General features: G+C 37.4%; 14 protein-coding genes. 7 read left to right on the top strand and 7 right to left on the bottom strand.

Annotated features, from left to right (window positions below):
* Positions 1 to 19: 19 nt before the first annotated feature.
* The 6 genes from MSBR3_RS17980 to MSBR3_RS17955 all read right to left on the bottom strand — a co-directional run bounded on the left by MSBR3_RS17980 (position 20) and on the right by MSBR3_RS17955 (position 5,953).
* Complete coding sequence (locus MSBR3_RS17980; protein WP_080942369.1) at positions 20 to 955, bottom strand: UDP-N-acetylglucosamine 3-dehydrogenase; 936 nt, start codon at positions 953 to 955, stop codon at positions 20 to 22.
* Positions 956 to 1,000: 45 nt separating this feature from the next.
* Positions 1,001 to 2,083 (bottom strand): DegT/DnrJ/EryC1/StrS family aminotransferase, encoded by a 1,083-nt coding sequence (locus MSBR3_RS17975; RefSeq protein ID WP_048109610.1) that lies wholly within the window; start codon positions 2,081 to 2,083, stop codon positions 1,001 to 1,003.
* A gap of 60 nt (positions 2,084 to 2,143) precedes the next feature.
* A complete protein-coding gene (locus MSBR3_RS17970; RefSeq protein ID WP_048109608.1) occupies positions 2,144 to 2,812 on the bottom strand; it encodes an acyltransferase in 669 nt (222 codons plus the stop codon).
* Positions 2,813 to 3,316: 504 nt separating this feature from the next.
* A complete protein-coding gene (locus tag MSBR3_RS20530) occupies positions 3,317 to 3,565 on the bottom strand; it encodes a hypothetical protein (protein ID WP_048109606.1) in 249 nt (82 codons plus the stop codon).
* A 655-nt stretch (positions 3,566 to 4,220) separates the two neighbouring features.
* Positions 4,221 to 5,063 (bottom strand): CPBP family intramembrane glutamic endopeptidase, encoded by an 843-nt coding sequence (locus tag MSBR3_RS17960; protein WP_048109605.1) that lies wholly within the window; start codon positions 5,061 to 5,063, stop codon positions 4,221 to 4,223.
* 2 nt (positions 5,064 to 5,065) lie between these two features.
* Positions 5,066 to 5,953 (bottom strand): DUF1616 domain-containing protein, encoded by an 888-nt coding sequence (locus MSBR3_RS17955; RefSeq protein WP_048109604.1) that lies wholly within the window; start codon positions 5,951 to 5,953, stop codon positions 5,066 to 5,068.
* Between the two features lie 909 nt (positions 5,954 to 6,862).
* Here MSBR3_RS17955 and MSBR3_RS17950 point away from each other — a divergent pair.
* From MSBR3_RS17950 to MSBR3_RS17940, 3 genes are all read left to right on the top strand, one after another.
* Positions 6,863 to 7,762 (top strand): glycosyltransferase family 2 protein, encoded by a 900-nt coding sequence (locus MSBR3_RS17950; protein WP_048110682.1) that lies wholly within the window; start codon positions 6,863 to 6,865, stop codon positions 7,760 to 7,762.
* 22 nt (positions 7,763 to 7,784) lie between these two features.
* Positions 7,785 to 8,801 (top strand): glycosyltransferase family 2 protein, encoded by a 1,017-nt coding sequence (locus tag MSBR3_RS17945; protein WP_048109602.1) that lies wholly within the window; start codon positions 7,785 to 7,787, stop codon positions 8,799 to 8,801.
* Positions 8,802 to 8,993: 192 nt separating this feature from the next.
* Complete coding sequence (locus tag MSBR3_RS17940; RefSeq protein WP_048109600.1) at positions 8,994 to 10,979, top strand: hypothetical protein; 1,986 nt, start codon at positions 8,994 to 8,996, stop codon at positions 10,977 to 10,979.
* 189 nt (positions 10,980 to 11,168) lie between these two features.
* Here the strand turns inward: MSBR3_RS17940 and MSBR3_RS17935 are convergent, their stop codons facing one another.
* Positions 11,169 to 12,389: a glycosyltransferase gene (locus tag MSBR3_RS17935; RefSeq protein ID WP_048109598.1), complete on the bottom strand. Its 1,221-nt coding sequence runs from the start codon at positions 12,387 to 12,389 to the stop codon at positions 11,169 to 11,171.
* Positions 12,390 to 12,594: 205 nt separating this feature from the next.
* On the opposite strand from MSBR3_RS17935, the gene MSBR3_RS17930 reads away from it, so the two are divergent.
* The 4 genes from MSBR3_RS17930 to MSBR3_RS17915 all read left to right on the top strand — a co-directional run bounded on the left by MSBR3_RS17930 (position 12,595) and on the right by MSBR3_RS17915 (position 23,277).
* Positions 12,595 to 13,779, top strand: a complete 1,185-nt coding sequence (locus tag MSBR3_RS17930) for a glycosyltransferase family 4 protein (RefSeq protein WP_048109597.1) — start codon at positions 12,595 to 12,597, stop codon at positions 13,777 to 13,779.
* A gap of 913 nt (positions 13,780 to 14,692) precedes the next feature.
* Positions 14,693 to 16,180 carry a right-handed parallel beta-helix repeat-containing protein gene (locus tag MSBR3_RS17925; RefSeq protein ID WP_048109595.1) on the top strand — a complete coding sequence of 496 codons (1,488 nt, stop codon included), beginning with the start codon at positions 14,693 to 14,695 and terminating at the stop codon, positions 16,178 to 16,180.
* A gap of 1,055 nt (positions 16,181 to 17,235) precedes the next feature.
* Entirely contained in the window at positions 17,236 to 19,245 is a 2,010-nt protein-coding gene (locus MSBR3_RS17920) for a right-handed parallel beta-helix repeat-containing protein (protein ID WP_048109594.1), read from the top strand.
* 1,077 nt (positions 19,246 to 20,322) lie between these two features.
* The gene (locus MSBR3_RS17915; RefSeq protein ID WP_048109592.1) at positions 20,323 to 23,277 is read left to right on the top strand and encodes a disaggregatase related repeat-containing protein; all 2,955 of its coding nucleotides are present in this window, start codon (positions 20,323 to 20,325) and stop codon (positions 23,275 to 23,277) included.
* The last annotated feature ends 20 nt before the right edge of the window (positions 23,278 to 23,297 follow it).

Here is a 23,297-nt window from a genome sequence, read left to right as displayed (position 1 = left end):
CAGATCTTTTTCCGGCTTATTATCCTACTTCAATTAATCTTCCTTCCTCGTAGGACTTTATAGCTGCCATTGCCACTTCAAGGGCGTGTTTTCCATCTTCTCCACAGGGGTTAGGGCTTTTACCATTTGCAGCGCAATCCATGAAATATGTGAGTTCATTTTTCAGAGGTTCACTCTGTTCTACTTTGGCTTTTCTTATCCATTCGTTATCGTGTAACTGTACTGTTTGATTAATGTAGTCCAGATAGGCAACCCCTTTAACTCCTATTGCTGTTAGCTGCCTTATCTTGTGTGGAGTCAGCCAGTTTGTTTCCACGACCCCTGCAAAATTATGGTCCATACGCAGAATAATTGAGGCATGGTCTTCAAATGAGTGAATATCTGCACCTGCAATAGCATAAACACTATTTATTTTCTTGCCGTAAAGATATGAAATTACATCTATGTCATGGACACCAATATCCAGGATTACTCCCACGTCTCTTATTCTCGGGTTATATGGCCCTACTCGTTTGGTTGAGATCGAGACTATTTTTCCCAAAGTACCTGAGTTTATAATCTCTTTGAGTTTTATGACTGCAGGGTTAAAGCGTTCGATGTGTCCAACCATAAGGATTTTTCCCGCTTTTTGTGCAGCTGCTATCATCAGGTCCGCGTTTTCAGTTGTGTCTGCAATCGGCTTTTCTACAAGGACATGTACGCCTGCCTCAAGAGCATCAAGTACAACTTGCTTATGCAGTTTGGTAGGTACAACAACACTTACCGCATCAAGCCCTTCTGCTAACATTTTCTTATAATCTGTAAAGGCTTTTGTCTTGAATTGCGTAGCCATTGCTTCTACACGCTTCTGGTCTACATCCGAGATTCCGGCAAGTTCTACGTTATTCATTTCACTATAAATTCTTACATGGTTCTGTCCCATAGCACCTGTACCTATAACTCCTACTCTTATCAAAAATCTCACTTCCTGGTTATGAGAATGCGGTGGCTGGAAAAATGATCAGTCTTTTGCATAAAATTCTTTGGTCGCTTCGATTATGTTCTGCAAATCGGTTCTAGATAATGAAGGGTGCACAGGGAGAGATAATACTTCTTCCGCTGCTTTTTCCGAGACCGGTAAGGAATCCGTATATCCAAGTTCCCTGTAGAAAGGTTGCTTGTGAATGGATATAGGATAGTGAACTCCTGTTCCTATTTCTTTTTCTTTCAGGAAAGTTGCCAATTGATCCCTTTTTTCTGCTCTGACCGTATATTGGTGGAATACATGGGTACATTCGGCTTTTGTTACAGGTAGCACAATTTCGGGTATGTTCTTTAACCCTGCTGAAATAATTTCTGCGTTTTTTTGTCTGGTTGAGGTAAATCCGTTCAGTTTTCCAAGTTGTACAAGTCCGATTGCAGCTGCAATATCAGTCATGCGCAGGTTGAAACCTAGCATTTCATGCAGATATCGAACTTTTGAGCCATGGGCCCGAATCATCTTTGCCTTCTCTGCAATTTCCTTCTCATTTGCAGTGAGCATTCCACCTTCGCTGGTTGTCATATTTTTTGTAGGATAAAAGCTGAATGCTCCTGTTCCGAAGCTACCCACTTTTTTTCCAAGGTATTCTGCACCGTGTGATTGGCAGGCATCCTCAATTACAATGAGCTTATTATCATCTGCAATTTCCATTATCGCTTTCATATCTGCAGGGTGACCATAAAGATGAACAGGCAAAATAGCCCTGGTTTTTGAAGTTATTTTCTCTTTGATATTTTCAGGGTCCATATTGTATGTGTCTAAATCAATATCTGCAAAAACAGGTTTTGCCCCGGTATAAAGGATGCTGTTTGCTGTTGCAATAAAACTGAAGGGACTTGTAATCACTTCATCACCTTTTCCTATACCATGGGCAAGAAGCGCAATGTGTAAAGCTGCAGTTCCAGAGTTCACAGCAACTCCATACTCACAGCCAGTGTATTCAGAAAAAGCAAGTTCAAACTCTTCGACTTTTGGACCCTGTGCAATCATACCTGACCTCAGGACCTCTGTCACTGCATCAATCTCTTCCTTACCCATAAGGGGCTTGGCAATTGGGATCATCTTGGAACCTCTTTAATAATCTTGATAAAATTAATCTTACTTAGCTTGATTTTTACAACTTTATATTAGATTCAATTCCTTTAAATCTTTTGGAAGTTCTTGTATTCTGGCAGGCACTCCAATTGCAAGTTTCCAGGCGGGAACATTTTTTGTAACGAGTGCTCCTCCTGCAACCATTGCTCCCTCGCCTATTTCAACATCAGGAAGCAGGGTAGCGTTTGCACCTATAGATGCACCTTTTCTCAAGAAAGGACCCTTCAATTCGTATTTCTTTCGAATAGGATATTTATCGTTAGCCAGAACAGCACAGGGCCCGATAAATACATTGTCCTCGATAACAACATTGGTTGGAATGTAGACATTTCCCTGGATACTGACGTTATTTCCTATTTTCACGTTTCCGTCTATAATAACATTAGTTCCAATAAGAACATTATTTCCAATTTCTGTATTTTCTCTAATCATTACGTTATGCCCTGTTTTGAAGTTTTTTCCGGTTTTTACGTTGGAGAATATCGTTGATCCAGCCCTTACCATTGAGTTCGGGCCTATCGTACACCCTGGAAAATCGAAGTTTTCAATTTCCTTGTTTTGCTTCAGGATTTCCATTAGAATTCTGTGTTCAGGGTATCCTAGAATCACATTTTCCATTATTACTGTGTCTTTTCCAATTACAGAGGTTCCATATATTTTAGAAGAATTGTGAATCTTAAATTCAGTCGAGTTCATTGTTCCCCCCGTTTTTCTGGTGTTTGTTAGCCAGATAAACTTTCTGTTGGAGCATAAAAACATCCACTTATTTTTTGCAGTTTTAAATAGCTTTTCATTTCATAGTTTTTCATTTTTTATCTGCCCGATAATCGGGTTAAATAAACCTCTCAGGACAAACCCAAGATATTGTTATTACTTTTTCCATTTTCATTTCTTGATTTTTTCTAACTATCCTTAATTTTTATTTTAGAGGGCTTTTTAATTATTTAATGATTTGGTTTATTTTTCTACTCTTCTCTTCTATCTTTTCAAGAATTATTTAATTTATATTTTGAGTCTCTAACTTTACAATATAATTTTGATTCTTTGATTGCGAACTCAAACTTACAGTATTTTCATTATCTATTAAGGGAACTTCCTACTTTTTTCTAAAATTCGAGTTTAATTCCTTCTCTCCTGATGTTTATCAATTTGTATGAGGAGGATTTTTATATCTTATCGCATATTTGTTCCTGTAATATGCTAATCAACTCGAGGAGTGCTGACTATTCTTACAAGTTTAATCACGTCTAACTCCGTTTCTTCAGGCATGCTCTCAGTAACTACCGTAACACCGGGAATTCCTGAAGGCGCATCTGTGGCTGCGGCAGTTTTACTTTTATTGCTTTTGCTCAGGGACTTCCTTCCTGCATCGAAACATTGGGAAAGTACGGTAAAGGTTTCTTTGAATATGGGAATTATTCCACTGATGTTTTCCTTTGGTGCAATCATTCTCTTTAAGGTTGTTGCATTATTTCAATGACTTTTCAGCGGGCTGCTGTTTAAGTGTTCGCTCGATCTCCATCTCAACAAGTTTTGCGGCTTTACAGTGTACTGATATTTTCACTCCACTCTGTTTCCATGAGAACTGAATTATAGGCAAGTAACAGTGGTCTTGTATCAAGAAGTTTCTAAATATAATAATACTTTTTACTAATGCTTTTTTAATAACACTTTTTAATAACACTTTTTAATAACACTTTTTAATAACACTTTTTAATAATACTTTTTTTATAATGCTTTTTAATAATACTTTTTTAAAAATCGTAAATGACTTAATTTTTGCTATAGGGGACAATTTCAATTATACTTGGCAGTTGATGAGTTTCGTCTATTTTTTATTATGGTGGAATACAGTTCATATCTCACTCTCTGGTTAATTCTGAAAATATGAAAAATATGAAAAATGAGAAAAACATGGGAAACTTTTATATTTACTTTACTCTGTATTTTCCATATTATAGAAACATGAGTGAGTTTTTCTGACTATATTACGAGAATAGTCCAGAAAAGAGTTCCCGACTATATCGAGGCTTTCGCCTTTGGTTTAGTTTTCTTTGATTAAGCTACTTTTTCTTTTTCGGGATACGTTAATGGACATAGAGAGTTAAAGGAGAAGGGGGATAATCCCGAAAAAGAATACATTCATAAACCCGTGAATTAATGCAACAAGTGGTAGGCTCCGGGTTCCGTAAAACAGGTAGCCTATAACAGCACCTACTAAAGTTATATAAAATATCTCGTAAACGCTCCCATATCCTGAATGCATTAACCCGAATAAAATACTTGTAACTATTAGCGCTTTCCGGCCGCCTACTACTGTTTCTAGTCGATTCTGCAGGATTGAACGGAAGATCATCTCCTCTATAGGGCTCACAAGAAGGACCATAATTACGGTGAGGCTCAGGAGGTTAAGGATTGAAAGATCCTGAATAAGAGGATTTTTTCCGACTATAATATATTCTCCTGCTCCTAATAAAAGGCCCATGAATATTGATAATGGAATGTATAACCCTATTTTTTTGAAAGTTATCCCAAGCTGTGTGCTAGTGAACTCCTGATTAATAGCTGCAATGCTTACAGGAATTGCCATCAGACAGTATATAAAAATAAGATTGTAAAGTTTCTCTTCATAGAAAAAGGGCATTGAAAAATCCACCAGACGCAGGAGCGGTAGAAGGAGAAAACTCTGATAGGTTTTCTGAATATCCTTATTTTTTATATATATTATGGATAAGGAAAGCCCGAGCAGAACTAATGCATATATTTCCATAGCTTCGAGTTTTCTTCCCGAATATATCATCAGTTCAGCAAGAGTGATAGCTATAATCGGGATTGATAGATAAACCCATTTGTTTTCTATCTCAGGTGTTTTTTCCTTCAGATCCTCAGACATCTCCGTTTTTATGCCTTCCGGGGTCTCCACGTTAGCACTCTCAAATGCTCCCATCCTCACACCTCCTCTCCAACGTTTATCCAGAGGTGCAGATCTTTGTAAGGTATATTCTTTTCAGTTTCATTGAAGAGCAGGAACTCAAGCTTCATATTCTCTCCTTCAACAGAAGGCGTAATCTCAAGAGGCTCTACCAGGGTTTTATTATTGGCAAGCCTGATATGCTGCAGATTTTCTGGAAGGGGCAGCGATTGATTTTCGAGTCTTACTTCCATTGTATAGTCCATTGTTCTATACTCATTATTTGTTATTCCTATAAAGTAGGTCCCGCTTTCTCCCTGTATATAATCTGTTTTATAGTTGTTAGCCGTCCCGTTGGTTCCAAGGACATAGAACTCCGTATATGTTTCTTTGTCCTGAGGTACCAGAATGACGTAAACTCCAGTTCCTATCAAGATAAGGAAAGAAAGAATTAGAATTATCCTGAGGTTTTTCTCAGTCTTTGATTCCGTTTTTCCCGTAATTCCTAATAGCAGGGTTAGGGTAAGAGCCCTGAAAGGGACCTCAAATTTTCTGTCTGCAGGTAGATAGTTTCTTCTAACGTATGCTATTGCCAACACAGTTAGGATAAACATGGAGACACTTGTAATGAGAGGCATCTCCTTGATTCCCCAGGGGGTATAATTAAGTGCAAGTCCTATCAAAGGCACAACTGAGACGCTCATTGCAATAGAAAGAGCTATCCTCTCCATCCCTTCAAGTCCGCCTTTTTCCGGAAAAAGCATAGCTATGAGAGCGTACCCTGGAAGGAAGAGTATTAGGGGTAGACCAAGAGCTGTGCGAATAATACTTCCGCTAAGTACAGGAATTAATACGAAAATGTCCATAAGAATTACAAGGCCTGCTACTAACAACAGGTCAGATGGGAACTTCTGGTTTCCGGCCATATAACTCCTCATAAAACGGTTTTATGTTTTTTGGCTTCCCAGCCTTTTCGTTATTCGGGCTAATCTGCCAATTTCTCTGTTCCTTATGAGGTTTTTCGGAAACCTTCCGATTTCCTCTCACCGGCTTTTAATCTTTAACTGCGAATAAGTGCGCCGGAAAGGTGAAAGTTTTCCGAGTTTTAATCTCGGTTTTCTTCTGATTTAGCAGAATATATTTCCTGAATTATATTCGTTTTCAAGAATGTTTTAACCCGATCTACTCAATTACTTAGTTATATAAAATATCTTTCCCTTTTCCTGAGTTTTATTTAAAATACTTTTCCCTTTTTTTCTATTTCTGTTAAAGAAGTTTTAGTCTTTTGAGTCCCATCTCTTTAATTTTTTAAATACATTTTCGGGGTTGAGTCCGCAGGGGTTGAGTCTGTAGGGTTATGAACACTGACATATACAAGGAAGTCCTTGAGTTCTTGTATCTGTGTAATTTTTTATTTTATTATTCTCTTACACCAGTAAATAATTGGTGCTTTTTAAGCCACTATTCCAATTAACAGGAACTTCATATAGATTTAACCTTTTTTCGTCACTGAAGTTACTGATTAATTATTTTTCGTGTCTAAACGCTTATATAGCTCGTCTATTAAAACAGATACAGGTCTTGTATTAAACGCTGTGACTCACTTACGGAGTATTTATGTTCCTTCTTTTAGGTAAAAAGAGGAGAACAATTTCCCTAACTGATTCTCTGTAAACGTAGTCGTAAAAGACCTTTTGAAACCCTCTAAAAATTGTGGAGCGATGACTCTGAAAAATATATTTGCAGAATTTGGAATTTTTACTGATTCTTCTATAATAAACTATGTTACTAAGGAGACTTCTTACCTTTATCTTCAAAGAGGTAGATGATTGCATATGGCCATTACGATTGCAGCCATGCCTGCCTATAACGAAGCCCATGCCATTGCAGATGTTATCAAGGGTTGCAAAAAATACGTCGACAGAGTAGTAGTTGTAGATGATGGAAGTACCGATAATACTGTCGATATCGCCGAATCTCTTGGCGCCTATGTAGTTCGTCATGAAATAAATAAGGGATATGGAGCAGCCCTCAGGAACTGTTTTGAAACCGCCCGTAAGCTCGATGCAAATGCTATGGTCATAATTGACTCTGACGGTCAACATGACCCCTCCGAAATTCCAAAGCTTCTTGAACCCTTAAAAGATGGTTTTGATCTGGTAATTGGCTCAAGATTTGTCAATGGCAACGGTAAAAATGTTCCTATTTACCGCAAATTCGGGATGAAAGTCCTTGATATCGCAACTTATATTGCAGGCGGTCTGAATGTAACCGATTCTCAGAGCGGCTTTAGAGCTTATGGGAAAAAAGCTATCGAAAAAATAAATTTAAATGGTACAGATATGTCTGCGGGCTCTGAAATTCTGATTCAGGCCAAAGATTACAAACTGAAGTTTACTGAAGTGGAAATCCATTGCAGGTATGATCTTGAGGACTGTTCAAGTGAGCATCCTTTCATACATGGACCCAGAGTCCTATTCCGCATCCTTAAAGATATGGAGTATAGACGGCCTCTGTATTATTTCTCCGTTCCTGGCCTGATTATGACATCTACAGGCTTTCTTATGGGACTGATATTTCTACAGGACTTTCTTCTGGGAGGATCCTTGCGCTTCGGGCCAACACTCCTTATGGTAATGCTGACGGTTATAGGAGCCTTTATGGTGTTTACTGGAATAATACTGCATGCCATTTCAAGGATGATATTTTTAAATGAGCATATCCGAAAACAATAATGTTAAAACGGGGTCAATTTGTATGAGATTCCCTTTTGTTTCAGTCATAGTAGGTATTCGTAACGAAGAAAAATTCATTGAAGAATGTATTGAGTCACTTCTTAATCTAGACTACCCAAAAGATTCTTATGAAATTATTATCGTTGATGGCATGTCCACCGACAAAACACGCGATATAGTACAGAAATATCCTATCAAGCTTCTTTTAAATGAAAGAAAGAATGTAGCTGCGGCAAGAAACCTTGGTGTGAAGAATGCCAGGGGAGAACTTATTGCCTTTACTGACGGGGATTGCAAGGTCGATCCTCTGTGGTTGAAAACTCTTGTTCATGAAATGCAAGCCTCTCCAGAGGACGTTGTGTGTTTTGGAGGCCCAAACCTGATCTTTGACACTGATCCTGTATTTGGCAGGGTGGTGGGTTATGCCCAGGAATCTTTCTTGGGGTCAGGAGGCTCGGCTCAGTCTAAAAACTCCACAAAAAAACATTATGTTGGCTCTCTTCCTAACTGCAATGCAATGTACAAAAAAGCTGCAATTCAGGAAGTTGGAGGTTTTGATGAGCGGTTTGTGGTAGGTCAGGACGGAGATCTTAACTACAGAATTGGTAAGAAAGGTAACAAATTTTTGTATATCCCGAATGCGCAGGTTCTGCATCATAGGAGAGGAACTCTCAAGTCCTTTTCCGTAAGGATGTTTAAATATGGAATGTGGATGGCAGAACTTTTCAAAAAGCATGGAGAATTTGTTCGTTGGTATGCTTTTTTGCCTTCAATTGCCATCGTGTTTGCAGTTGCTTTGCTTATTGCTTCTATAAAGTACTCTACTCCAAGCCTGCTTCTTCTTGTACTTACGGCCGTGTATTTTATTCTTGTCTTTGTTACCTCAATTCAGGTTGCCTACAAAATGAAATCAAAATACGGTCTTTTTGCCCTTTTTATAATTCCTGTGCAACACATCGCTTATGGGCTAGGATTTTTGTACAGCTTTACAAATTCTCCTCTTATCTCAAAAACCCGTTCCTGCTCGGATAATGTTTAATGATTACAGACTTATTCGTTCATATAATGAAAAAGCAACCGAAACACTTGAGTATATGGGAGGCTTTTCAGGGCAAAATATTCTTAATCAATAAAGCCCTGATGAACTCTCATTGATTTTGAAATACAGCTTTTTGGATACCAGATTTACTGAACTCATGAAATTATGATTATTTAACGACATGGAGATAGTATGTTCGGATTAAACAAAGAAGCAGGACCCGGATTAGATAATAACCGTTTAATGAGGTTAATTTCTTTTCTGTTTCCGTTAGCTATCATTTTCGCAGTAATATTCGCGTTCTTATGGATGTTTGCAACCGAAAAGTTCGGTTATGCACTTCGGGGGCTGTTTACAGGAGTACCTGCAATACTATCCTGTCTTTTCATATTATTTATTTACAAAAAAGATGTAAGTTTACATGATATAGATATCTTCCCATCATTGAGTACAAAGTCCCTTACGTACCTTTTTGGGACATTTTATATTGGTTCCCTAGTTGTACTTATGCTGTCTCCAGGAAGCAGACCTCTATACTATTTCTTTTTTATTTTAGGACTTTATCTGTCTGTATTCTTCCAAATTTTCTCTGAAGACATAAACCCTTCCCTTGTTCTGGCTGAATCTGTCTTAATCGCGCTTAATTTAATATTCAGTGTGACTTTAAATTATGATTTCTATGTCGGTACCACAGATATTCTGCCCCATATTTTTATTTCGGAAGTCACTGCACTGACCGGGAAAACAATTCCTACCTCCTTAAGCGATTACGCTTACTTCCCTCTTTATCACGTGTTTATTGCAGAAGCTGCTGAGATCTTGAAAATAAGCGTAAAGAATTCACTTTTTCTGGTAACTGCACCTGTCTATGCAATAACTATTATTTTCCTTTATTACCTTATTAACTATATAACAAACAACAGGCAGATTTCACTCCTCTCGTGCGTACTGTTCTCCGCAAGTTCTACCGTGCTTTATTATGGTACAAACGTAATCACCCGTACAATGGCATTCATAATGTTCGTTGTATTATTGTACCTGATTTACAGTGTCAATTTCAAAAAGGATAAACTATCCTTAAAAACTCTCTCGGTAATTGTTGCAGTTTTTTTAACTTTAGTTCACAATGTTTCCCTTCCACAGCTTGTTCTATTGCTAATTATTCTTCTTGCATCGGAATATGTAATAGGAAATAATAGTTATATCAGCAAGCCCTTCTTTATACTGCTTAATGTTATTTTTTCTGCTTACTGGTTCTTCGTAGCGTATGTGTTTGTACAGAGGAGCCTGGCTCCCCGTTTGCAGAGTCAGTTTTTGGATTCTGTAGTTCTAACTGCCGGAGGTTCAGAAGTTCTTCAGGAAAGCTTGATTGACTTAATAGGACTTCTGGATAAATCGGTATTTTTATTCTTTACCTTGATAGGAATAGGTTTTCTTCTGAAAAATTACAAGAAGAATTATGCTGCCGTTATAGGGTTATTTGCTCTGTTAACTCTTATATTTTATATTCCCAATCCCCTCAATACTATCTGGCAGTTCAAAGTCCTCTTTAGAGTTGATCGATTTATGCTTTTCGTCAGTCCCTTTATGGCTTTCATAATGGGATACGGATTGTACATATTCTGGAATTATATAATTAAATATTCTAAGAAATCGAACTCCGCTCTATTAGTGACCTTATTGTTCTCTATTTTTATTTTAGTTTCTTCGGTCTACAGTATTTCAGATTCGAGTTTTCTTGGTCAAGAAGCAAAACATGAATACTTTACTTCCGAAGAGTTAAGTGGGTTTAATCATGTTTTCAAGTATGTTCCTGTCAATTCCTCAACTAAGTCTGTTTACACCGATTATTACGCTTCAAGATTCTTTTATGTCCCGCTGATACCTTCGAAATCCGCGGAGTTGAATATCTCATCTTACGATAATTACAGAATCGGTGATGTAAATAAACTCCCGGAGTACAAAGGTTATGTAGTTCTAAGAACCAGGGAGTTTCTCAGGAGTGGATTATATTTTGGCAGTGAGGAAAGCACCCTGAAAGATACTGCCAACTATTTCTATCAGGGGATACCCGAAAACGAGCTTAAGCTAGAGAGCAACCTCAAAGGCCTTGACAAAATTTATTCAAATCCATCAGTAAATATTTATATTCCGCATCAGGGATTAAATAATCCCTGAAATTTATTTTTTAAAGATCCCTTTTTTCCCCAACCTTATTTTACTTCTAGATGAACTGGTACAGCAGGCATTGTACGTGAGTAAAAACTTTTACGAACATCTATCTTTTATTCCCCTAATTTGACAGAAGCATAAAAAATTAAAGTGAAAAAAGAGTTTTATGATCCTGTTTTTCCCGTACATCTGAGTTTATGTACTGTTTTTTGTTTTTGAAGCTTTCTCCAAAAGTTCTGAGTATATATTCACAGTCTTTTTTGCATGGGCTTCCCAGGTCAGTCCTCTCTGAATTATGCTTTTACGCCCTAGCTTCCCCATATTTTCTCTCTGGCTTTTATTCTCAAGCAATTTATTAATTTTTTTGGATATCTCTATAGGATCTTTTGAAGGCACCAGGTAGCCTGTTTCCCCATCGATCATGAGCTCAGGTATCCCACCTACATTGGTTGCCACGACCGGTACTTCACAGGCAAGGGCTTCGAGTACTACATTTGGTCTGCCCTCAGAAAGAGAAGGTAATACGAGGATGTCAGAAGCTGAGATCCAGAGCGGGATCTTTTCATGGTCTACGGGCCCAGTGAATCTAATGTGATCTGCAATTTTGAGTTCTTGTGCTCTTTTTTCCAGACCTTTTCTCAAGCCGTCGTCTCTGCCTACCATAAAAAGAGCGGTGTTCGTGTTCACAAAATCCTTTGCAGCTTCAATCAGGTAGTCCACACCTTTTATTTTCCTAAGAGCTCCAACAAAGAGAACAATATTTTTATCCTGCGGTAGATTTAAAAGATTTCTTGCATGTGCTTTTCCTGCAGGTTTGAACTTTGCTGTATCAACTCCGTTTGGAACCACATGAACTTTCTCTTCGTTTATTCCCAGATTTGTTATATGAAGCTTGAGGTCTTCACTGACAGAAAGAATTTTATCTGCAAAATTCATTGCCTCTATAATCTGTCTAGATGTATAGGAGCCTTCATAAGCAGTTTTTCTTTCTATTGTACCCAGCGCACTTATTACAAGAGGAACTTTCCATCTCTTTGCAAGCTTCATCATCCCATATCCGTCAGGATATGAAAAGTGTGCATGGATCAGGTCTGGCTGGGGCTTTATATTTTTTATCGCGTATTCAAAAACAAAGTGAGAGTATGAGAACCCTGTTATTGGATAAAAATATTTTTTGGGAACGGCATAAACATAGCGTGGATAATGAAGGTCATATTTTGTGGTATGCTCAATCTTTGGCAGTTTAAAAAAGTTATAATATGGAAATGCAGAAACAGGAAGGACAAAAGGTTTTGGGGAAATAACAGTAACATCTACTCCCTGATTTGCAATTGAGTCTATACTCTGTTTTATGAATGTTCCAAGTTGAGGATAATACCTGTTAGGAAATTCCTGACATGCTTCCAGTACTTTCATAATCTTTTGCTCGTTTTCGCTTCGGATGCATCAAAAGCAGACAGAGGAGAGAGTTAATCCTATAAATACTTCTCTCCAAAACGTGTTTAATTTTTATCCTTAAGTTTTATGCTAAGCCATTGTCCTTGAGGTGATGGAGATAATAACTAAAGTCGTGGGATAAACTAATTAACTACTTTCGCTATTCTGGTAACCGGCTACCATTATGTTTAAAAAAGTAAATAACATTTTCCTGGTTTATTATGGCTCTTTTAATACTAAATCAGGTTCGAATATCCACATTCTTGAACTCCTAAGAAATTTAAAAAAGCATACTGATATAGTCCTGTTTGCACCCGGACAGAAGAGTGTAGACCGTTCTCTTTCAGGGATAAAATATGTGCCTGTAATAGACAATAAATATCTTGTACAGCCCTCTTACGAATTCATGCTTTCTTTTTACCTTCTTTACTCTTGCATAAAAAATAGGCCGGATGTGCTCTATCTTCGCCAGAACTCTTTTCCATTCTTTCCAATAATTTTATGTAAAATTTTAAAAATTCCTTCCATTGTAGAAGTTAATGGGATAGTTTTGGATGAGTTAAAGGTAGATCCAAATTCACAGTCCTTTGCGTATAGAGTTTTCTCTTACCTTGCACTTCGGTCTGAAAACTTTAACTACAGGCATTGCGACAGAATTGTTTCTGTCACGGATAAACTCAGGGATGAACTTGTGAGACTATACTCTATTCCTGAGAGTAAAATCCATATTATTAATAATGGGGCAAACACTGATGTGTTCAAGCCTCTAGATCCCGAACAGGTAAGAGTAAAGCTGCAGCTTGAAAGCTCAAAGAAATACGTATGCTTCGTCGGTCATCTTGCAGCCTGGCAGGGAGTTGAATTTCTCATTCATGCCTCTCCTCTAATTCTGGAAAAATGTCCTGATGTTCATTTTCTTATTGTCGGGGACGGAGTTATGAAGGATAAACTGATGGAAACAGCTTCTAACTTAGGATTTTCGGATAAATTTACTTTCACCGGAAGAGTTCCCTATGAACAGGTTCCTTTCTACATCAATGCGGCCGATGTTTGCGTTGCTCCTTTTATCAAGGAAAGAAACTCGAAGATAGGGCTTTCAGCGTTGAAAACTTATGAATACCTTGCCTGTGGGAAGCCTATTGTTGCGAGTGGTATTTCAGGAGTTAAAGACTTAATTGAAGCTTCAGGTGGTGGACTCTCAGTAACTCCTGAGAGTCCTGAAGAACTTGCGACTGCTGTAGTAAAATTACTTCTCGATGAGAGTACCAGAACCCTTATGGGAGAGAGAGGCAGAAAATATGTCGTTGAGAATCACAGTTGGGACGGAGTTGCAAGAAAAATTCTGGATATATGCAAAGACATCGTTTAATCAATACCTATAAACATGTAAAAAGTAAAATCTGCAACTTTATCCATGTTTATATTTTATCGATCAAATGCAGGCTGAGAAGGTAGTTTTATAACTTATGCCGTTTTCTGACTTGAGTAAACTGCCAATCTTCACTCTGCAGTTTTTCGTTAGTTTAACTATTATAGCTCTACCGTAACAGAGTCAAGAAATTGGTATTTATCTTGATCCCACTTTTTATTGCGAGGAGTTGATTAGAAACTGATAAATCGTGTTCTCTTCAACTTAAGGGAGAGTTTTCTAGCTAGATAATTATAAAATAAATTTATCATACAGTTATTATGTTTAATGCGTTCTTTAGTATGTTTCTGACTTGGTTAAATTTTTAAATTCTTAGCAAGTGTATGAAATTTACTTTTACCCATACAATTTCATGAGGTATACAATAAATTTGCTTTTTTCTACAGGCATTGAGCTCTCATATATTGCGTGCAAAACTTATCTCATACACAAAAGACTAACAAATTTATACGAAATTTTAGCAAACCATAACAATTTTGTAACTGTATAACGGCGTTACTTGACAAATATCTATCTAGAAGAGATAATTATTAATTTTGTTATGATTAATACTAAAAAATTTCTATGTTATACCGAGGATCAGGAATCTTTTTATTGATGAGTTACCTTATCTTTAAAAGCGTCCTTACATATTTACTCTTTACGCTTTCAGAAATGCATTTGCGTTTATAAAGTCTTTGAATTCTGAAAGTATCTAGTATTTGCAATAACTTGGCCAATATATCTAAAAAACCGACACACGAATGAAATTTTTTTAAAAAACTTCCATAAATTTTGCAGAGGTGTAGATACGTCACTCTACAAATATTTAACTACAAAAAATGTTAATAAATTTTATTCTGATCACCTTCAGATGATATCGATGTTAAAACAAGAAGTAGGAATCCTCTTCCTGGTAAGTTGCCTTATTCTTGCAAGTGTTCCTACTGCTTTATGCCGGAGTCCTGCACCAACTGTTTATGTTGCAGGCGACGGTAGTGGAGATTTTAATTGCAACGGAAAAGATGATCATGTACAGATAAACCAGGCCCTTAAGTTTGTGGCTGATAACTCCGGATACACCACTGTCCACCTTAAAGGTCCTTTTACATATGTTATTAACGATACTCTTCTCATCGGCAGCAATACTATTCTTGAAGGGGATTCAAATGCTGTTATCAAACTTGTTGATCATGCAGGCTGGGTTCCAATGAAACCTTTGATCCAGCAGATGAGCAGTTCCGGAAATAGTAACATTGTAATAAGAGGTTTCGAGGTTAATGTAAACCATGACGGTAACACCGAGTTCGCTAAAGGTGATGGATATTATAATATAATGTACTTTCTTTACTGCAAGAACGTAACCGTATACAATATGTATATGCACGATGGTCATGGAGACGGGCTGAGGATAAAGTATGGAGAGAATATCAAGTTTTATAATAACAAGATCTACAAGCTTGGTCATGACGGTCTGTTCGCAATTCAGTGTCAGAACGTTGAAGCCTGGAACAACAGAATAACCTGCAGGACTAACAGCGGTCTTAGAATCTGGAACTCAAACCATGTAAAATTCCATGATAATGTAATCGATTCTTTCTACCACTGGAGTGCAGGTGGGCCGGGTATTCAGATCGAAAAGTCTGCAGGCACTATGGATGACGTAGAGGTCTACGATAATATTATCTATGACACCTATGGACCCGGAATGTGGCTTTTTAACTATGATACCTCTTCTGCTACCAGAGACAAGGCAAAAAATGTCGATATTAATCACAATGTTTTCTATGACACTGGTACTAATCCTAGCATTACCTGGGTAGGTGGCATAATAACAGGTGGATTCGAGGATACTTTAATTGAAAATAATGTCTTTGACGGAGTATATCACGCTGCAATCGCGAACATGTATATCAACAGTTACACTCCAAGCTATGTGCCAGAAGGTGACGGGTTCACAACAATTGTCCGTAACAACATAATCACGAATACCAAGATGCGCACAAAGTCCCCAAGTGGGACAGGATATGGAATTATTAACTATCTACCTAAAACACACTCCTTTACAACTCTATATAACTGCCTTTACAAGAACTCAGCAGGTAACTATAAAGACTGCACCTCAAAAACCGATATTTACTTAAACCCATTATTTGTAGACCAGGTAAACCATGATTACCATCTTCAATCAAGAGGTGGAAGTTGGGACGGGAAAACCTGGGTTAAATATAAAGTGAGTTCCCCTTGTATTGATTCAGGCGATCCGTCCTCTGACTATTCCAAAGAATCTGAGGATAATGGAAACAGGATCAACATCGGAAGGTATGGGAACACAATCTATGCATCGAAATCAAAACACTGATGCATCGATATGTTTATTTTTTATATCGTAAGTCCAGATACTTGAGGTTGCGTTAATAAACTAACATTGATATAAGTACTATAGCAGTTATGGAGGAGAAACTAGATACGTCGTTGAGAACTCTAATTTGGAGGAATTTGAAAAAGACTCTATATAATATTGTTAATACAGAGCCTATCCCAAAACCTTGAATTTTGAATAATTGCTCTAATTTCTAAACATGAAAAAAGTATAAATTTGGGAATGAAAGTGGTTTTGGGATAAGCTCATAGTGTAATAATACTCTTTATTGATATGGTACAGTTTATCTCAAAATGACATTTAGTTCTATAATTGGACTCTTTTGTTGACGAGAAAGGTAAATCCTACATAAATCTTGGAGGACTTCGATAAACCTCTGATTTCAACATATTACTTATATATCCATTATAAGCAACTAGCCAAAAAGCTGGGTTTATCGAAGTCCTCCTTGGAATAATTTCCATCTCAATTATATTGAAATTGTCCTTCCCTTCCAATTATAGGAAGTATTAGGTTTTTGAGACCACCACTAAATTTTAATAAAGCTGTTTCTAATTTCTCTTTTTTTCCAAAATATTCTCTAATTTTTCTTACAATTTTGAACACTGGATAAAAATTTAAAAAAACTACACAAATATTTTTATAACACTACGATATAATTTACACAGTAGACTATAGAAATTTAATTAATGGTTAACACTCAGTTTATTCACTCTGTTTCATGGGGGGACTTGGGTGAATTTGATAGATTGGCCTGAAAAAAATGGAGATTTTTCTGGATCTCTTACTTGTTTCTCTAACAGGATTCAGTAGCTTCCACTATGAATAATTTTCCTGAAAATTTCTATAGCCTTGAATGTCGGAGAGTGGACACTATTTGAAAAATCCCATCTGTCATTCAGTGAACTGAGTAAGAAAGTTGTCTAACTATTTCATAGATAATTTTAATTTCTGTAGATTAATGAGCATTTTTTACCCGGTTCTTACTCTGCAAACTAGTAAATAAAATTTTATAGTAATTTCAGGTGATATGAATGCTAAAAAGAGAATTAGGGATATTTTTCCTGGTAAGTTGTCTTATTCTTGCAAACGTTCCTACTGCTTTATGCCGGAGTCCTGCACCAACTGTTTATGTAGCAGGAGACGGTAGTGGAGATTTTAAATGCGATGGAAAAGACGATCATGTACAGATAAACCAGGCCCTTAAGTTTGTGGCAAGTAACTCCAAATATACCACTGTCCACCTTAAAGGTCCTTTTACGTATGTTATTGATGATACTCTTCTCATTGGCAGCAATACTATTCTTGAAGGGGATTCAAATGCTGTTATTAAACTGGCTAATAACGCAGGTTGGGTCACAATGAAACCTATGATCCAGCAAATGAGCAGCTCCGGGAATAGTAACATTGTAATAAGAGGTTTCGAGGTTAATGGAAACCATGACGGTAATCCCAAAGTTTCTAAGGGTGATGGATATTATAATGTGATTTACTTTACTAACTGTAATAACGTAAAAGTATACAATATGTATATGCACGATAGTCTCGGAGACGGGCTGAGGATAAAATACGGTCAAAATATTCAATTTTATAACAATAAGATCTACAAGCTTGGTCATGACGGTCTGTTCGCAATTCAGTGTCAGAACGTTGAAGCCTGGAACAACAGAATAACCTGCAGGACTAACAGCGGTCTTAGAATCTGGAACTCAAACCATGTAAAATTCCATGATAATGTAATCGATTCTTTCTACCACTGGAGTGCAGGTGGATCAGCTGTTCAAATCGAAAAATCTGCAGGTATTATGGATGATATAGATATCTATGATAATACTATATCTAACACTTATGGCCCTGGAATCTGGATTTTCAACTATGATAGTTCTTCTGCTACTAGAGATAAAGGAAAAAATGTCCATATTCATCATAATGTCTTCTATAGTACAGGTACCAATCCTAGCATTACCTGGGTCGGAGGTATTGTAGCTAGTGGGTTCCATGATACTTTAATTGAAAATAATGTTTTTGACGGTGTATACCATGCTGCTGTTATTCACATGTATCCGGAAGTTTACTCTCCAAGTTACTCATCAAAGTACACAACAATTGTCCGCAACAACATAATCGTAAATACCCAGAAACGTACGAAGTCCCCAAGTGGAACAGGGTATGCAGTGATCAATTACCTCTCCAAGAACCATAACTTTGTGCTGGAAAATAACTGCCTCTACAACAATGCAGCAGGCAATTATAAAGGCTGCACCTCGAAAACTGACATCTACTTAAATCCGTTATTTGTAAACCAGAAAAGCCATGATTATCACCTTCAGTCGGTTACAGGTCACTGGAATGGAAAATGGGTAAAAGACAAAGTGAGTTCTCCCTGTATTGATGCCGGGTGCGTTTCTTCGGATTATTCTAAAGAACCTGAAAACAATGGAAATAGGATCAACATAGGAAGATACGGAAATACAATATATGCGTCTCTGTCACCGAGTTCACGAGTAAAGACTATGCAGTCTTCATTAGTAGGTTCGATCTCCGAGGCTACGAATGAGACTGACGAAGATCTTAACTTCACGGCGGAAGTTCTTGAAGGGGACGAAGATAACTTCACATACTCAGAAGATCTCTCTGTCGACATACAGGGACCTGTTATTGAATCTGTTCCTGATGCCACAGTGAAGATTGGAGAAACTTTAAACTTTACAGTGAAAGCTTCTGATATTAATGGAGGCAACCTTACCTTTTCAGCATCTGATCTTCCTGAAGGTGCAAGTTTTGACGAAAGAGGGTTCTTTAGCTGGGCACCTACAGACGGACAGGAAGGACTCTACACTATATCTTTTGAAGTAAGTGATGGTATGTTTAGTGATTCTAAAGTTGCAATAATAACCGTGATTGAAGAAACTCCCTTGAATCTCTCAAGCGTAGTTGAAAAAGCTCCTTTGAATCTCTCTGGCATATGCGACAGCTATCTTTACAAAGTTTCTCCTGAAGGTCTTTATGTGAATAATTTATTTCTTAGATTGGAGGAATTATAAATGCTTAATAAGCTCTAGTATACTCAAAAAACTCGCAGCTTGTGGTAAAACTAGCTCTAGTGCATCGGTTCCAAATTATGGAAATAGGACTGAACCTTAAAATTGACGCTGATCAATAAACTTCCCACGATAAACTACAGATGAACAAGGATAAATACAAATTGAACTGTCTGCGTTCATCTGTGTTTATCCGTGGTTTATTGAAATTATGGGACCAATGCACTGGATAAAACAAGCGCTTTTTGGGAAAACTGGTCGGAATATTTTGAAAACGTAGCTATAACGGAATTGCAAGAATGATATTGGAGTAACATAATCTGACAGTACTCTTATGATATGTTAGAGGGTTATGCCTAACTTCTACACTCCTTTCTTACTTCTATAATCTTTTCTATTTTCCGGGTATTTCCTGGCAATTTTCTATCCTTTATGGAGTCTTAATCTATACATTTTTGATATTTGACAATTTAAAACTGCCTTTTAAAATGTATAATTCTCTCTTTTAAGGTAAAACAAAAAGTTGACTTTGCCAAAGCTATGTTACTATATTATCAAAAGAGAGCATCCTATTAAAATCGAGAATCTTGATCTTACTCAACAAATTTATTTGTTTAGTAGTTTTAATAAATCATATTCTAATCTTGGTTTTTTCATCTTAAAGACTTATTTGTTCTTTCTAACACTATGCAACTCCTTAAATATTTATATAGTTTGCACAAATACTTTTATAACATCAAGATATAGTTTACAGTGTTGACTATAGAAATTTAATTGAAGGCTAATCTCAGCTTATTCACTATGTTTCAGGGGGGAATTAGGTGAGTTCGAGGAATTGGCCTGAATATCAGGGAGATTTATTCAGAGTCACTAATTTATTACATTTTATTGGATTCAGTAGCATTTGCCATGAATAAACTCTCCAGAACTTTTCTATAGCCTTTAACGTCGGAGAGTGAATACTACCTGAAAAATTCTGTCTAGTCTACGAGAAATAAAATGTTAGATTTAAGTAAACTTTTGGCAAATAATAATAAATTTTACGGGGATATTGATACGTCACCACTTGAATATCTACCTATGAAAATCAAAAATATGCGCTGTTGTGATCAATCCCAGGTAATCTCGGTATTAAAACGAGAATTAGGGATATTTTTCCTGGTAAGTTGTCTTATTCTTGCAAACGTTCCTACTGCTTTATGCCGGAGTCCTGCACCAACTGTTTATGTAGCAGGAGACGGTAGTGGAGATTTTAACTGCGATGGAAAAGATGATCATGTACAGATAAACCAGGCCCTTAAGTTTGTGGCCGATAACTCCGGATATACCACTGTCCACCTTAAAGGTCCTTTTACATATGTTATTGATGATACTCTTCTCATCGGTAGCAATACTATTCTTGAAGGGGATTCAAATGCTGTTATCAAACTTGTTGATCATGCAGGCTGGGTTCCAATGAAACCTTTGATCAAGCAGATGAGCAATTCCGGGAATAATAATATTGTAATAAGGGGTTTTGAGGTTAATGTGAACCATGACGGTAACACCGAGTTTGCTAAGGGTGATGGATATTATAATATAATGTACTTTCTTTACTGCAAAAACGTAACCGTATACAATATGTATATGCACGATGGTCATGGAGACGGGCTGAGGATAAAGTATGGAGAAAATGTCAAGTTTTATAACAATACTATCTACAAGCTTGGACACGACGGTCTGTTCGCAATTGATTGTCAGAACGTTGAAGCCTGGAATAACACAATAACCTGCAGGACTAACAGCGGTCTTAGAATCTGGAACTCAAACCACGTAAAATTCCATGACAACTTAATTGATTCTTTCTACCACTGGAGTGCAGGCGGTCCAGGCATTCAGATCGAAAAGTCTGCAGGTGTTATGGACGATGTAGAGATTTACAATAACACTATCCATAATACTTATTGTCCTGGCATCTGGCTTTTTAACTATGATAGCTCTTCTGCTACTAGAGACAAGGCGAAAAATGTCTATATTCATCACAATGTTTTCTATGACACTGGCACTAATCCTAGCATTACCTGGGTAGGTGGCATAATAACAGGTGGATTCGAGGATACTGTCATTGAAAACAATGTTTTTGACGGAATATATCACGCTGCAATCGCCAACATGTATATCAATAGTTATTCTCCAACCTATGTACCAGCAGGTGATGGATTCACAACAATTGTCCGTAACAACATAATTGTAAATACCAGGATACGCACAAATTCTCCGAGTGGGACCGGATATGGAATTATGAATTATCTACCTCAAACACACTCTTTTGTGCTGGAGAATAACTGCCTTTACAATAACTCGGCAGGTAACTATAAAAACTGCAAATCGACAACTGATATCTATGTAGACCCTCTTTTTGCAGATCCGAAAAACCATGACTATCATCTTCAGTCGGTCTCAGGTCGCTGGAACGGGAAAACCTGGGTTAAGGACAAAGTTAGCTCTCCTTGTATTGATGCCGGATATGCATCTTCGAACTATTCTAATGAGCCTGAAGATAATGGAAACAGAATCAATATAGGAAGATATGGAAACACGATCTATGCATCTCTTTCTGGGGTTTCTGAGGTAAATCATGCTCCTATAATGAATCCTATTTCTGCGGTTACGGTAAAAGCTGGAGAGAAACTGAGTATTCTAGTAAAAGCTTCTGATAAGGATGGAGACAGCCTTACATACTCAGCTTCAGGCCTTCCTGCAGGTTCAAGTTTTGACGGAAATTCAGGGCTTTTTAATTGGAGGCCGGTAAATGATCAGGAAGGTGTTTACACGATATCTTTTAAAGTGAGTGATGGTAAGCTCAATGATTCTGAAGTTGCAAAAATAAGTGTCATTTTGAATCTCTCTGGTGAGATATACAATAACCGCATACGTGAAGCATCTCCTGAGGATGTCTTTCCGGATAAAACATTTCTTGATGTAGGAGGAATGAGCAGTGTTGGCAGATACAGAGACCTTGTATGGTTTAACGTAAGTGAATACACCAATACTACTGAAATCAGCAGTGCAACTCTTTCTCTTTTCTGGTATTATCCTTCCAGTACACGACCAAATGATACTGTTATCGAGGTTTACAGGCCTGTTTCCTGGAATTCTGAGTATGTGAGCTGGAATAAAAAGAATGCAAATATTGCATGGAATAATGCCGGAGGAGACTGGTACGATAAAAATGGTGTCTTCCGGGGCAGTACTCCATATGCTACATTAACCCTGAAAGCCAGTAGCTTGCCGGATAACAGGTACTACGAGCTCAATGTAACCGATCTCGTAAAAGAATATGTCAGTGGTAAGTACGAAAACACAGGTTTCCTTCTAAAAGCCCGCAATGAAAATGATAACTATGTCGCTTTCTACAGTGCTGACTGCGGAAATACAAGCCAGGTACCAAAGCTTAATATTAAGAAAAGGGTAACTGTAAATGCAACTATTACTGGTGCAAAAGACAACCGTCTGCGTGAAACCTCACCTGAAGGAGTCTATTCTGATACATCATTTATCGATGTGGGAGAACTAAGTGATGTTGGAAAGTATAGGGCTGTTATGTCATTTAACTTAAGTGAGTATACCAGTGGCACAGAGGTAAATAGTGCAACTCTTTCTCTTTTCTGGTATTATCCTTCCAGTACACGACCAAATGATACTGTTATCGAGGTTTACAGGCCTGCTTCCTGGAACCCTGAGTATGTGAGCTGGAATAAAAAGAATGCAAATATTGCATGGAATAATGCCGGAGGAGACTGGTACGATAAAAATGGTGTCTTCCGGGGCAGTACTCCATATGCTACATTAACCCTGAAAGCCAGTAGCTTGCCGGATAACAGGTACTACGAGCTCAATGTAACCGATCTCGTAAAAGAATATGTCAGTGGTAAGTACGAAAACACAGGTTTTCTTCTAAAAGCCCGCAACGAAAATGGTAACTATATCGCCTTCTATAGTGCTGACTGTGGAAACACTAGTCAGGTACCAAAACTGAGTTTAGTGTACAAGTAAAAGTTTGCATTCTCAAGGAT

It is taken from the genome of Methanosarcina barkeri 3, from assembly GCF_000970305.1.
GTDB lineage: Archaea > Halobacteriota > Methanosarcinia > Methanosarcinales > Methanosarcinaceae > Methanosarcina > Methanosarcina barkeri_A.
Note: the sequence above shows the minus strand (reverse complement) of the source record. Positions and strands in the feature narration are given on the sequence as shown.